Raw genomic sequence first — 14,377 nt, 5'->3', positions numbered from 1 at the left:
AATTGATTTTTTAACTGAAATTCATAGAAAATAACTATAAATTGTGTTACGATGAAAAAATGAGAAGGAACAGGGGGCATATCACAATGAATCTCAATCAGCTGGAATACTTTGTGACACTTGCAAAAGAGGAACACTATACGAGGGCGGCACAGATGTTATCCATCACGCAGCCAAGCTTAAGCCATGCGATTTCGCTGCTAGAGCAGGAACTTGGAACCAGATTGTTTGAAAAAAAAGGAAGAAACGTTGTGCTGACACGTTACGGAAAGATTTTTCTTCCTTATGTGGAGGAGACGCTAAAGACGTTAGACATCGGGGTAAAGCGCATTAAAACTATGAACGGAAGTAAAGAGGGGGAGATACGTCTTGCCTATATCTATACGTTGGGAAGTTCGTTCGCACCGAGGATGGTGCGCGGGTTTTTAGATGCTTTTTCGGATTATCAGATTGATTTTCAATTTACGGTTGGCTCGACAAGTGAAATTGTAGAAGGGATTAAGGAAGATCGTTTTGACCTGGCATTTGCGTCTTTTCAGGACAGGGAGCCGGATTTGTCCTTTGAGCGTATCGGCAATCAAAAGCTTGTACTGGTTGTGCCAAAGAATCATCCGCTTGCCATGCGTGAGAGTGTAGACCTTCGCGAGACAACGCCGTATCCGCAGATTTTCTTTCCGAAAACGAGTGGACTTCGCCCGGTTGTAGATCAGCTTTTTGAAAAGATAAGCCAGTTCCCGCAGATTGCATTTGAAATAGAAGAGGACAGCAGCATGGCGGGACTTGTGGCACAGGATTTTGGAATCGCAATCATGCCGCAGATTCCGATTTTAAAGACGCTGCCGGTGAAAACCTTACAGATTGAACATCCGGCATACGAGCGCTCCGTCTATATGGTCACCAAAAAAGACCATTACCTTCCACCGGTTGTCAAAGCATTCCAAAGCTATGTACAAAGTGAAACCGGAAACCTTGAATTATAGAATTCGGGGGGATAAAAGAGGTTGCATTCCGTTTAATAGGGGATGAAAAAGTTTCATTTTATAAATATGGTGTCTTATTTGAAAAATTTTCCAAAAAGGCTTGAAATTGCAGGCGTTATGTAAACCTTTTTAGCTGTTTTGGATAACTGTAACGCATTTTAAAAAAATTGTATAGGATTCTGCAAAAAAACTCGATTTTTTGGATAAGTTTTTTTCGACTATTCATTGTTACCCAAAGGTCTATTTTTATGTAAACCGCCATCCGTAAATTAAATCAAAATTGGACAATATATTAAAAATTGTATTTATATGTCAAATGTGCAATTTTTAATACCGGTTCGCCTTGACAAACTGGATAAAGCGGGACACGGCAGGGAGCTGGTATTTTCCCTGCATGTAGCCCATGTAGACGGTGTGCGCAAAGGATTCGGACGGAATTAAGGGGCGGATGCAGATGTCCGGTCGGTGAATGGAATCGACATCGGCAACGAGCGCGATACCGAACCCTTCCGCAACGAGGGAAGCGATTCCGTTCTCATCCGGGGATTCACAGATATAGTTTGGAGCAACGCCATGTTCCTTAAAAAAGTTCTTGGTGTATTTTCCAAGACCGGAGTTGTGGTCATAGGAAAGAACCGGGTACTGCTCGAAAACACCGGCTTCAATTGCTTCACTGGCGCACAAAGGATGGTCTGTTGGAAGGATGACAACCATTTCCTGAAGTATAATAGGAAGAAACTCAATATTTGGCTCATCAGGAGAGTAGGAACCGAAGATTACATTGTAGGTTCCTTTTTTTAATCCTTCAATATTATGTCGGGTGATATCCTGTGAAAAGTGAAAGGTTACATTTTTGTTCTCATCCTGCGCTAAAAAAGAACGGACTGTTTTTGGAATATAAGATTTCGCAAGTGGGGAAACATAAGCAATGTCAATGTGCCCACCGTCCGTTGCAATCTGCTTCATTTTATTTTCTGCCCGCTGGATGTCGTTGAGAATGATTTCGGTGTGTTCTAGAAAAATCTGTCCAGCCTTGGTTAAAATGACGTTTCTACCTTTTTTTTCAAATAAAGTGACGCCAAGTTCATCTTCTAAGGCGCTGATGGACCGGCTTAAACTTGGCTCCGAAATATTCATTTTTTCTGCCGCCTGGTTAAAGTGCTGCAAGGTCGCTGCCTGGTAAAAATAACTCAATTGATTCAAAGTCATAATAGATTCACCTCGATTAACAAAATAAAAACTATGGATTACAAAAATTACATCCTGTATTTGTGCACATTATATCACAATCAGTACATTAAAACTACTGAAATATAACAAAATAAGCATTGGAAGTATAGATAAAAGCGGTGTATAATAAGATTATCAAAGGTTGTTAAGTTTTTAACAAACAGGGCAGGGCGTTGAAAACAAAGAAAACATATCAAAAGCAGTAAAAACAAATGTAATGTAAGAAAAGGAGATTAAAACTATGGCAGAGAGAATTACAGGTCACACAGAACTTATTGGATTAATGGCATACCCAATCAGACATTCCAGTTCACCGGCAATGCACAACGAAGCATTCGCTTATTTGGGATTGGATTATGCATACCTTGCATTTGAAGTAGACAATTCTACATTAGAGGATGCCGTAAAAGGTCTTCGTGCCTTAAAGATGGTTGGTTCTAACGTATCTATGCCAAACAAGACAGTAGTAGGACAGTATCTCGACAAATTATCACCGGCAGCAGAGCTTTGTGGCGCAGTAAACACAATCGTAAATGAAAATGGTGTTTTAACAGGCCATATCACAGATGGTATCGGATTCATGCAGTCCTTAAAAGACAACGACATCGATGTGATTGGTAAGAAAATGACAATCGCAGGTGCCGGCGGTGCTGCAACAGCAATCGAAATCCAGGCTGCATTAGATGGTGTAAAAGAAATCTCCATCTTCAACATTCATGATAAATTCTGGGATAACGCAGTAGAAACTGTAAGAAAAATCAACGAGCGTACCGATTGTAAAGCCACACTTTATGATTTGGATGACAAGGAAAAATTAAGAGAAGAAATGGCTGACTCTTACATTTTCGTAAACGGAACAGGCGTTGGTATGAAACCATTAGAAGGACAGTCTGTTGTACCGGATAAATCTTTCTTCCGCCCGGAATTAATCGTTGTGGATGTTCCTTATTCTCCACTTGAGACAAAAATGCGTTCTATGGCAAAAGAAGTAGGATGTAAGACGATGAACGGACTTGGCATGATGTTATTCCAGGGAGCAGCAGCATTCAAACTCTGGACAGGAAAAGATATGCCAATCGAACACATGAAAGAAGTTTTAAATATCAAATACGAATAAAAACAGATTCAAACATATTTAGATTAGGAGAGAAAAAATGAATAAAAAATTTTTACCTAGCGCAATTATTCTTTATTTAAATTATTTCATCCATGGTATTGGATGTTCCATCTTAAGCCAGCAGGTTGTAAAAGAATTATTAGCAGAGCAGTGGGGCATGTCAGATGTTATGGCTGTCACCGCAATCGCAGCAGCACTTGGACTTGGACGTTTGATTTCCCTTCCATTTGCAGGACCACTATCCGATAAATTAGGACGTCGTGCATCCGTTGTCATTGGATGTTTCTCCTATGTGATTTTCTTTGTCGGAATAGCATTCTCACCAAACGTAGCAGTTGCCTATGTTGCAGCCGTTCTTGGTGGTATCGCAAACTCATTCTTAGACACTGCAACCTATCCGGCTGTTACGGAAATCATCAACAAATATACCGGTATCGCTACAATGGGAATTAAATTTTTCATTTCCATTGCACAGCTTTTAATGCCATTCTTCTTAGGCTTAGTTGCAGGAAGTGCAATGTCTTACTTAACACTTCCGCTTGTCGCAGGCATCGCAATCGCAGTGCTTGGTGTACTTGCAATTTTTGCTCCATTCCCAACCGTAGAGGGAACCGGAAAACAGGAATCTTTGATTAGCAATATCAAAAATGCACATTTTTCCATTGAAAGTGTAGCATTGATTTTAATTGGATTTACCAGCACAGCAACGTTCCAGTTATGGTTAATCTGTGCACAGACATTCGGAAAAGATATCGCAGGAATTCCTTCTGAGAGCGTATCTGTGATGCAGACCTATTACTCAGCAGGAACGATGGTAGCGTTAGTGGTAACATCCTTATTAATCACAAAGTTTAAACAGGTAAGATTTTTGGTAATCTACCCGGCAATCTCTGTCGTGATGTTAGTTCTTGTTTACTTACTTAGAACACCATCTATCTGCTACATTGGTGCATTTGTCATCGGTTACGCAGCAGCCGGTGGAGTTCTTCAGATGGCAACCGCTACGGTAAACGACTTATTCCCTAAAATCAAGGGAACCATCACAAGCTTAGTTATGATTGCCTCCAGCTTGTGTAATTACACAATTTTGAGTGCAGCATCTAAGATGAGCGCAACCGGTGTTATCGTGATGAACATTGTCATCACAGTAATTGGTGTAGTTCTTGCAATTTTTGTCAATATCAGATATGGTACATTATTGAAGAACGTAGATGAATAATCAGGTAACAAAAAATTATGGCACAGTTTCCTAGAGCGGAAACCAAATAGAAAACGAGGTAAAATATGAGCGCATATGTAGAAGTTCGTGGAGTTAAGATTGGCGACGGAATTCCAAAAATCTGTGTCCCAATCGTTGGAAAAACAAAAGAAGAGATTCTTGCAGCAGCAAAATCATTTGAGAATGTAAATCCAGATGTTGTAGAATGGCGTGTAGACTGGTTCGAAGGTGTATTCGAATTTGATAAGGTAGAAGACGTATTGAAAGATCTCCGCCCGGCATTGAAAGAGACACCATTGCTTTTCACATTCCGTACCTCAAAAGAGGGCGGAGAAAAAGCAATCGACCCGGAAACTTATGTGACATTGAATAAAAATGCAGCAGCAACCGGTCTGGTAGACCTTGTGGATGTAGAAGCTTTTACAGGAGACGAGTATGTAAAAGAAATCATCGCAGCCGCACATGAGAGCGGTGTTGCAGTTGTGGCATCCAACCATGATTTTGACAAGACACCGGACAAAGATGATATCGTAGGTCGTCTTAGAAAAATGCAGGACTTAGATGCAGACATTCCAAAGATTGCAGTTATGCCACAGAATAAAAAGGATGTCTTGACCTTACTTGCAGCAACCGAAGAGATGACAAGAGAGTATGCAGACCGTCCAATCATTACGATGTCAATGGCAGGAACCGGTTTGATCAGCCGTCTTTGCGGTGAGGTATTCGGCTCTGCATTAACTTTTGGTGCGGTTGGAAAAGCCTCTGCACCTGGACAGATGAATGCAGAAGATTTAAAAGAAGTTTTGACATTAATTCACAAAAGTTTATAGTTATTAGTAGGACAGATAAGTCCCCACTTGCCAGTTGTTGGATGTGTGAATCATTTTATGACTTGATACAGGTAGGGACTTATCTCATATTTAAGATTGTTAAAAAAATGACAAAAACTGCCACAGGTGAAACGGCTGTAAGGTGGGTGTGACAGCATGGCTGGCGACAGAGAAAGGATGTAGGATGAAGAAGGTATTACATTTGGTGGACGAGTATTTAGAAGAGTTTTTCATGATTGTATTTTTGATTGGCATGGTAGTGGTTATGGGCATACAGGTTTTTTCCAGATATGTATGTTCCATTTCGCTTTCATGGTCAGAGGAGATTACCAGGTATCTGTTTATCTGGTCAGCCTTTTTGAGTGTGAGCCTTTGCACCAAGAAATGTATTTCAATCAAAATTGATCAGTTTATCAAGCTTTTTCCAAAGAGAGGCAAGGCAGTTTTTAAGGTGTTAAATCTGACAGTGGAAATCATCTTCTTTTTCTATCTGATACCGTATGCGTACCTGTATCTGAAAGCGACGATTGAGAGCGGACAGGTCAGTCCGGCGTGTGGAATCCCGATGTATTATGTGCAGTCGGCTCCACTTGTCAGTTTCGTGTTATGTGCCTTCCGTCTGGTACAGCGGTGGTTTTTAGAGTGGCGTGTGGTGCTAGATAAAGAAAAGAAAGAGCCGGAGGAGGGAGACCTCGCATCCGTAATAAACGAGGCGGTTTCTAGAACAAAAGAAGAAGGGGAGGTGAAGTAGATGTCGTCTATTGTTGTTTTTATTTTATTTGTAATCTGTTTGATTATTGCAATTCCGGTATCTATTTCCCTCGGAATTGTGGCAGTGCTGCCGGGAGCATTTGACAGTTCGTTTACGGCGAGCGCAAGCTATGTCATTCGTTCCATGCTTGGTGGAATTGACGGTTTTCCGCTTCTTGCGGTTCCGATGTTTGTTCTTGCGGGAATTTTAATGGCACATGGTCAGATTTCAAAGAAACTGTTTGATGTGTTTTCCTATTTCCTTGGAAAAAGAACAGCGGGAATTCCGTGTGCCGTCATCATTACCTGTCTGTTTTATGGAGCCATTTCCGGTTCAGCACCGGCAACGGTTGCGGCAGTCGGCAGTATGACAATCCCGCTTTTGGTGGAGATGGGATACGAAAAAGATTTTTCCACTGCGATTGTGGCGGTAGCGGGTGGACTTGGTGTTATCATTCCGCCAAGTATTCCGTTTATCATGTATGCGATGGCATCCGGGGAATCGGTCAGTGACCTTTTCTTAGCGGGTATTGTGCCGGGACTTATGATTGGTGCACTTTTGATTTTTTATGCGTACTATCATTGTAAAAAATATGGCGAGGACAAGGAAAAAATCAATGCCAAAATTGATGAACTGCATGAAAAAGGGTTCCTTCGTGTTTTAAAAGACAGTTTCTTTGCACTGCTCAGCCCGGTGATTGTGTTAGGCTGTATCTATACGGGCGTGGCATCACCGACAGAGGCGGCGGTAATCTCTGTTTTTTATGCTTTGATTGTCAGCCTTTTTATTTACAAAACGATAAAAATCCGGGAACTTTGGGGCATTTTACGAGAGGCAATGCAGACCTATGCACCGATTCTTTTCATTCTTGCAGCATCGACCGCATTCTCAAGAGTCTTGACTTTAATGCAGGTGCCACAGATGGTCAGTGCGTGGATTTTAGCACATGTGACGAATAAAATTATTTTAATTCTTGTTGTGAATATATTCCTTTTGATTGTGGGAATGGTGATGGATACCACACCGGCTATTTTGATTTTAAGCCCGATTCTGCTTCCAATCGTAGAGAGCATCGGAATGAATCCGATTCATTTTGGTGTGATGATGATTGTCAACCTTGCAGTTGGATTTGTCACACCTCCGATTGGAGTAAATCTTTTTGTGGCAAGTTCACTGACCAAGGTGCCGGTGATGGATATTGCAAAAAAGGCGATGCCGATGGTCGGTTATTTCCTTTTGGCGTTGCTTTTGATTGCATTTATTCCGGCAATTAGTCTGTTTTTGTTGTAGAAGTTCAGGTAGAAAGGCATGGTTATTGTGATGAGAAGAAAAAGAGTATTAATGTGCGGGGTTGGAGTACTCCTTGCAGCAGTAACATTGTTTGGCTGCGGAACTTCAAGCAGCAAGGAAAAGGAGCTTTCAACCGAAGAAAACCAGTTAGAGGTACAGCGCTATGCATGGCCGCTTGGAACCTCAAGCCCGGAGGATACGGTAACACAGATTTATGCTGAAAAATTTGCAGAAGAGGTGGGAAGACTCAGCGACGGCAGCATGGAAATCTGCGTCTATCCAAACAGTGTGTTAGGAGGAGACCGCGAATTGTTAGAGTCCTGTAAAGACGGCGATATTCCGTTTGTGGTGCAAAATACGGCGCCACAGGTGACATTTATGCCGGATACGGCGGTGTTTGACATTCCATGTCTGTTTGATTCGATTGAAGAGGTCAGAGAGCATGTCGATGACGAAGTCTTCCTTGCGAAGATGGATCAGGTATATCTGGATGGCGGTTATGTCCTGCTTGGCTATGCAGACCAGGGATTCCGTGTCATGACGACCAATAAAGCAATTACAAATGTAAATGATTTTAAAGGTGTAAAAATCCGTACGATGGAAAATTCCTATCACATGGATTTCTGGAAGGCACTCGGGGCAAGCCCGACACCGATGACATTCTCAGAAGTCTATATCGGACTGCAGCAGGGAACCATCGATGCGCAGGAGAATCCATACGAGGTTATTGTATCGAATAAACTCTATGAACAGCAGAAATATGTGGTGGAGACGAATCATTTACCACATCTGATTTCTTTGATTGTCAGTGAAGAATTTTACAATGGTTTATCGGAGGAACAGCAGGCGATTATCAATCAGGCGGCAGATCTTGCAAAAGAATATGCAAGGGAGCAGTCGGATAAACGTATTGCATCCCGTATTGAGACCATCGAGGAAAGTGGAACACAGATTGTAACACTAGATGAGGCGACAAGGGAAGAAATGAAAGAGCGCAGCAAGCCTGTCTATGATGCAATTTCAGAAAGTGTGTCTCCGGAAATCGTGGATGCGTACACAAATGGTGCACTTTACGACTAAAACACTTTAAAGTACTAAAAAGTTTTTCTTGATTATACGAAATCTTCTTGCTATAATGACGTCAGACGTTGTGAATAGCAGGAAGATTTTTTTGTTTATAGGATTCAGGTGTCAAAAGGTTGCTTACAGTTTTCTTACTGTCAAATTACACAATGACAAGCCAATTTGCCAATAACAAATTTGTGAACAACCTTTTGACACCCGAATCTTTATAGGAAATTGCTATGCAGGATTTTTACAAAAAAATGACAGGGAGATTAGATAGCATGGAAAGACTTGAGGAGATTCGAAAAAAAATTGGAGAATGTGATGATGTAATTATTGAGCAGTTGGCGATTCGTATGTCTCATATTCAGGAAATCATTGCGTACAAGAAGGCGACCGGTATTCCGATTTTACAGCCGGAGCAGGAGAAGAAACAGACAGATGCCTTGGAAGCAAAGTTAGGGGACTGTGAATTTGAGGAAGAGATTCTTGATATTTTTAAATATATCATGAAAAACAGCCGCCGTATCCAGGCGAAGAGCCTGTTTGACTACAACATTTTTTTGATTGGATTCATGGGTGCAGGAAAAAGCACGATTGCGGGAGAATTGCAGCGCAAGCTTGAAATGGAACGTGTCGAGATGGATCAGATGATTGTAGAGAAACAGGGAATGTCTATCTCTGAGATTTTTGACGAATACGGAGAGGCATACTTTAGAAACCTTGAGAGCAACACATTGATTGAATTACAGAAGAAAAGCCAGACGATTGTATCCTGTGGCGGTGGTGTTGTCATGAGAGAGGAAAATGCTGACCATATGAAAAAGCACGGCAGAGTGGTACTCCTTACGGCTAAGCCGGAGACCATCTACGAGCGTGTCAAAGACAGCGATGAAAGACCAATCTTAAATAACAACATGAATGTGGAATTTATCAGCAGCCTGATGGAAAAGAGAAGAGAGCGTTACCAGCAGGTAGCAGATGTCGTGGTTGCAACGGACGGCAAGGATGTAGTGACAATCTGCGAGGAGATTATTTCAAAATTGATTGCATTAGACAATGCGGATGAGAAGAAAAAAGCACAGGAAGCAGAAATCTAAAAAAATATAAACAATCTCGAAAAGCTTTGAAAAATGTAAACGGACTGCCTTGACGGGCAGTCTTTTTTTTGCTAAATTAGTTAACATATGATAATAGATAACAATGTTAACTAATTAGAGGTGATGAAATTGAAACAAAAGAATGAATTCTTCGAAGCCTTTCATCGTTTCCGGAAGCTGGATATCACATCGATGTTTCCGGAGTTGAGCGGAAGTGATTTCCGCACGCTTATGACGATTGAATGTGTGGGTAAAGAGAAAGAAGGAAAAGGTGTCAGGGTCTCGGAATTGGCGCAGCAGATGCGGGTTGCAACTCCGGCAGCATCCAGGACGCTGAAAGGCCTAGAAGAGCGGGGTATGATAGAGCGTTCGGTGGATACGGAGGACAGGAGGAACACGTATGTGTTTCTTACTCAAAAGGGAAAGGAAGTTCTAGCGAATGCAGAGCAGATTATGAATGACTTTTCCCATGCGGTGTTTGAACGTCTGGATGAAGAAAAGATGGAACATCTGATTGCATACCTGAAAGAAGTTTACGAGGTTTCTGCACAGGAAATTAAGAAACGTGCCGTAGCGAAGCCTCCAAAAGACGGAAAAAGACAGGATGCAGACATTGCATAATATTTAGAAGGAGAAAAGAGGAAGAAAAGGATGAGTAAAATAGCAAAAAATATGATTCCATACTGGAAGAGTATCATCATCATTGTGCTGCTTTTGTTTGTGCAGGCATGGTGTGATTTGTCCTTACCACAGTACACATCTGACATTATTGATGTGGGAATCATTCATAATGGTGTTGAACACGTGCTGCCATCGGAAATGACAGAAGAAGATTATGAGATGGCACAGCTTTTTATGACAGACGAGGAAGTAAAGGACTGGCAGGACAGTTACGAAAAACAGGGTGAAAATTATGTGTTGACAGTACAGGACAAAAACGAACTGGACGCATTGGATGAAGAATTTACGACACCGCTGTTGATGAACTACCAGCTTACGATGTCGGGACAGGAGCAGACACAGCAGATTCCACCTGAAAGTATGACAAAAAAGAGCATTCTTGCGATGAGAGAAAAAGTGGATGAGAAAATCGATACGATGGGAAGTTCTTTGGTAAAATCGATGGGAATTGCCTATGCAGTATCCTGTGAAGAAAATGCAGGTGTTGATTTGAATCACATCCAGACGAGGTATCTTTGGTCAGAGGGACTTCGAATGGTTGCAATGGCGCTTTTGATGGGTGTTACGACAGTGTTAGTCGGATTTTTCGCATCCAGGGTTGGCGCCGGAATCGGAAGGGGACTTCGAGACAATGTATTTAAAAATGTAGTTGGATTCTCCAATGCGGAGATGGATCGTTTTTCCACGGCATCTTTGATTACAAGAAGTACGAATGATATCCAGCAGATTCAGATGGTATCAGCTTTGCTGCTTCGTATGGTAGCGTATGCACCAATTCTTGGAATCGGTGGTGTCATAAAAGTAGCACAGACCGGTGCCGGAATGGGCTGGGTCATCGTACTTGCAATCCTTGTGATTTTAGGTTTTGTTGCTGTTTTAATGTCGGTTGCAATGCCAAAATTCCAGCTGATGCAAAAATTAGTAGACCGTGTGAACTTGGTATCTAGAGAAATTTTAACTGGTATTCCGGTTATCCGTGCATTTGGACGTGAGAAAAAGGAAGAAGAACGTTTTGACGATGCCAACAAAGAACTTACTAAGACGATGCTTTTTACAAACAGGGTCATGACATTTATGATGCCTGGAATGATGTTGATTATGAACTGTCTTAGCATTGGAATCGTATGGGTAGGAGCACATAAAATTGACGCAGGAACCATGCAGGTTGGTGCAATGACAGCGTTTATCACATACGCAATGATGATTGTAATGTCCTTCTTAATGCTTACGATGATGTCCGTAATGCTTCCAAGAGCAGCGGTGGCAGCAGAACGAATTGACGAAGTTGTGCAGACAAAATCAACAATTGTGGAAGAGGAAAATCCACTTGAAATGACATCCCACAATGGATTGTTACGATTTGAACATGTTTCATTCTGTTATCCGGGCGGTGAGGAGAATGCGTTAAGTGACATTGATTTTGTGGCAGAGTCAGGAAAGACAACTGCGATTATCGGTAGTACCGGCTGTGGAAAATCAACATTAGTCAATCTGATTCCACGTCTTTATGATGTGACAGAAGGTAAAATCACATTGGACGGAAAAGATATTCGTTCTCTTCGTATGGAAGATTTAAGAGAAGAAATCGGATTTGTACCGCAAAAAGGTGTGCTGTTTTCTGGAACAATTGCATCCAACTTACGATTTGGAAAAGAAGATGCAACCGATGAGGAAATCAAAGAAGCAGCAGCCATCGCACAGGCATCCGATTTCATTGAAGAAAAAAATGAAAAATACGATAGCTCGATTGCACAGGGTGGTACCAATGTTTCCGGTGGACAAAAACAGCGTCTTGCCATTGCACGTGCCATTGCAAAGAAACCGAAAATTTTCGTGTTCGATGACAGTTTTTCTGCACTTGATTTAAAGACAGATGCAGCACTTCGTAAGGCATTATCGAAAAAGGTTGCAGACAGTACGGTTATCATCGTGGCACAAAGAATCAGTACCATTTTACATGCAGATCAGATTCTTGTGTTAGACGAGGGAAGAATCGTTGGAAAAGGAACGCATGAACAGCTTTTGAAAAACTGTGACGTATATCAGCAGATTGCAAAATCACAGTTGTCTGCAAAAGAGTTAGGAATTGAATCAGAAGGTGAGGTGATTTGCAATGAGTAACGAGACAAATCATACACAAAATAAACAGCGCAGACCGATGAGAGGGCCGGGCAGAGGCATGATGCCGGGTAAAAAACCAAAGAATTTAAAGGCTGCCATCGGAAAATTATCTTCTTATATCGGAGCTTACAAAATTGGAATTATTGTGGTTGTTTTATTTGCAGCCTGCTCCACGGTATTTAATGTTATTGGGCCAAAGATTTTAGGAAAAGCAACGACATCCTTGTCAGAGGGACTGATGGCTAAGATTGCGGGAACAGGAGGCATCGATTTTAATCATATCGGAAAAATCCTGATTTTTGTACTTTGCCTGTATGCAGGAAGTGCCATCTTTAGTTTCATTCAAGGATGGATTATGACAGGAATTACACAGAAGGTATGTTACCAGCTGCGTAAAGAAATTTCAGAGAAAATCAACCGTATGCCGATGCGCTATTTTGAAAGCCGCACATATGGTGAAGTGTTATCCCGTATCACCAATGATGTCGATACGTTAGGTCAGGGCTTAAACCAGAGTATTACAACGATTATTACCTCGGTTGCCACCTTGATTGGTGTCTTTATCATGATGCTTAGCATTTCGCCGCTTATGACACTGATTGCGCTTGTAATTCTACCAATCTCAGCAGTGCTTGTCTCTTTTGTGGTAAAAAAATCACAGAAGTATTTTAAGTCCCAGCAGGAGTACTTAGGACATATCAACGGTCAGGTCGAAGAAGTTTACGGCGGTCATATGGTCATCAAAGTATTTAATAAAGAAAAAGCCGTTGTAGACGAATTTGAAAAGACCAATGAAATCTTGTTTGATTCCGCATGGAAGTCACAGTTTTTGTCTGGAATGATGATGCCAATCATGACATTTGTCGGCAACTTAGGATATGCAGCAGTTGCGTTGACAGGTGGCTTGCTCGTCATTCGAAATGTGATTCAGATTGGTGATATTCAGGCATTCATCCAGTATGTGAAAAATTTCACACAGCCAATTCAGCAGATTGCACAGGTTATCAATCAGGTACAGTCCATGGCTGCAGCCTCCGAGCGTGTCTTTGAATTCTTAGAGGAAGAGGAAGAAGACCAGATTGTTGAGAATCCGGTTCGCTTAGCAGAAATCAAAGGCGAAGTGGAATTTGAACACGTTCACTTTGGATATCATGAAGATCAGACGATTATAAATGATTTTAGCGCCAGCGTAAAACCTGGACAAAAGATTGCAATTGTAGGTCCGACCGGAGCCGGAAAGACGACAATGGTAAAACTTCTGATGCGTTTTTATGATGTAAACAGTGGAGCAATCCTTGTAGACGGTCATAATGTAAAAGACTTTAACCGGCGTGAACTTCGGGATGCGTTCGGCATGGTTCTCCAGGATACCTGGCTGTTTAAAGGAACTATTATGGAAAACATCCGTTATGGACGGTTAGATGCGACCGATGAAGAGGTCATTGCAGCAGCAAAAGCAGCACATGCAGATCACTTCATCAAGACATTGCCGGGTGGATATCAGATGGAATTAAACGAGGATGCAAGCAATGTCTCCCAGGGTCAAAAACAGCTGCTTACGATTGCACGTGCAATCTTAGCAGATAATAAGATTCTGATTCTTGACGAGGCAACATCATCGGTTGATACCAGAACAGAAATTGCAATTCAAAAGGCGATGGATCACTTGATGAAAGGACGAACCAGCTTCGTTATCGCACACAGACTTTCTACCATTCGTGATGCGGATTTGATTCTTGTCATGAAAGACGGTGATATCGTCGAGCAGGGAAATCATGAAACGCTGCTTGCACAGAATGGATTTTATGCAGGACTTTACAATTCACAGTTTGAAGATGCGATTGCAGAATAAAAAATACTTTACAATTTAGAAAACGAAATATGATGTTCAAAGCCAGGTCTACTGTTCTTTTATCGTAACAGATAAGACCTGGCTTTCAATTTTTCGACCACTAAGTTGTGAAGTATTTTTGTATCTAAATTTGTATGGTAT

General features: G+C 41.6%; 12 protein-coding genes. 11 read left to right on the top strand and 1 reads right to left on the bottom strand.

All coding sequences use genetic code 11. From position 1 onward, the window contains the following. The first annotated feature begins 86 nt into the window (after positions 1–86). Positions 87–980 (top strand): LysR family transcriptional regulator, encoded by an 894-nt coding sequence (locus BIV16_RS07405; RefSeq protein WP_075678453.1) that lies wholly within the window; start codon positions 87–89, stop codon positions 978–980. 327 nt (positions 981–1,307) lie between these two features. Here the strand turns inward: BIV16_RS07405 and BIV16_RS07400 are convergent, their stop codons facing one another. Further along, positions 1,308–2,189 carry a LysR family transcriptional regulator gene (locus BIV16_RS07400; RefSeq protein WP_075678454.1) on the bottom strand — a complete coding sequence of 294 codons (882 nt, stop codon included), beginning with the start codon at positions 2,187–2,189 and terminating at the stop codon, positions 1,308–1,310. A gap of 262 nt (positions 2,190–2,451) precedes the next feature. Here BIV16_RS07400 and BIV16_RS07395 point away from each other — a divergent pair, with 262 nt between their 5' ends. The 10 genes from BIV16_RS07395 (at position 2,452) to BIV16_RS07350 (ending at position 14,236) form a co-directional block, all read left to right on the top strand. Next, complete coding sequence (locus BIV16_RS07395) at positions 2,452–3,327, top strand: shikimate dehydrogenase (RefSeq protein WP_075678455.1); 876 nt, start codon at positions 2,452–2,454, stop codon at positions 3,325–3,327. A gap of 37 nt (positions 3,328–3,364) precedes the next feature. Then, on the top strand, positions 3,365–4,546 hold the full coding sequence (locus BIV16_RS07390) for an MFS transporter (protein ID WP_075678456.1): 1,182 nt from the start codon (positions 3,365–3,367) through the stop codon (positions 4,544–4,546). 65 nt (positions 4,547–4,611) lie between these two features. Next, positions 4,612–5,376 (top strand): type I 3-dehydroquinate dehydratase, encoded by a 765-nt coding sequence (aroD, locus tag BIV16_RS07385; protein ID WP_075678457.1) that lies wholly within the window; start codon positions 4,612–4,614, stop codon positions 5,374–5,376. A gap of 184 nt (positions 5,377–5,560) precedes the next feature. Next, complete coding sequence (locus BIV16_RS07380) at positions 5,561–6,127, top strand: TRAP transporter small permease (protein WP_075678458.1); 567 nt, start codon at positions 5,561–5,563, stop codon at positions 6,125–6,127. Next, complete coding sequence (locus BIV16_RS07375) at positions 6,128–7,417, top strand: TRAP transporter large permease (RefSeq protein ID WP_075678459.1); 1,290 nt, start codon at positions 6,128–6,130, stop codon at positions 7,415–7,417. A gap of 30 nt (positions 7,418–7,447) precedes the next feature. Then, positions 7,448–8,497 (top strand): TRAP transporter substrate-binding protein, encoded by a 1,050-nt coding sequence (locus BIV16_RS07370; RefSeq protein WP_083624999.1) that lies wholly within the window; start codon positions 7,448–7,450, stop codon positions 8,495–8,497. 266 nt (positions 8,498–8,763) lie between these two features. After that, the gene (locus BIV16_RS07365) at positions 8,764–9,582 is read left to right on the top strand and encodes a shikimate kinase (protein ID WP_075678960.1); all 819 of its coding nucleotides are present in this window, start codon (positions 8,764–8,766) and stop codon (positions 9,580–9,582) included. Between the two features lie 129 nt (positions 9,583–9,711). Beyond that, positions 9,712–10,203, top strand: a complete 492-nt coding sequence (locus BIV16_RS07360; RefSeq protein ID WP_159435893.1) for a MarR family winged helix-turn-helix transcriptional regulator — start codon at positions 9,712–9,714, stop codon at positions 10,201–10,203. 30 nt (positions 10,204–10,233) lie between these two features. Beyond that, positions 10,234–12,384: an ABC transporter ATP-binding protein gene (locus tag BIV16_RS07355; protein WP_075678461.1), complete on the top strand. Its 2,151-nt coding sequence runs from the start codon at positions 10,234–10,236 to the stop codon at positions 12,382–12,384. Continuing rightward, positions 12,377–14,236: an ABC transporter ATP-binding protein gene (locus tag BIV16_RS07350; protein WP_075678462.1), complete on the top strand. Its 1,860-nt coding sequence runs from the start codon at positions 12,377–12,379 to the stop codon at positions 14,234–14,236. Before BIV16_RS07355 ends, BIV16_RS07350 begins: the two co-directional genes overlap by 8 nt. Positions 14,237–14,377 lie beyond the last annotated feature (141 nt).

It is taken from the genome of Roseburia sp. 831b (genome assembly GCF_001940165.2).
In the GTDB taxonomy this organism is placed as follows: domain Bacteria; phylum Bacillota; class Clostridia; order Lachnospirales; family Lachnospiraceae; genus Roseburia.
Note: the sequence above shows the minus strand (reverse complement) of the source record. Positions and strands in the feature narration are given on the sequence as shown.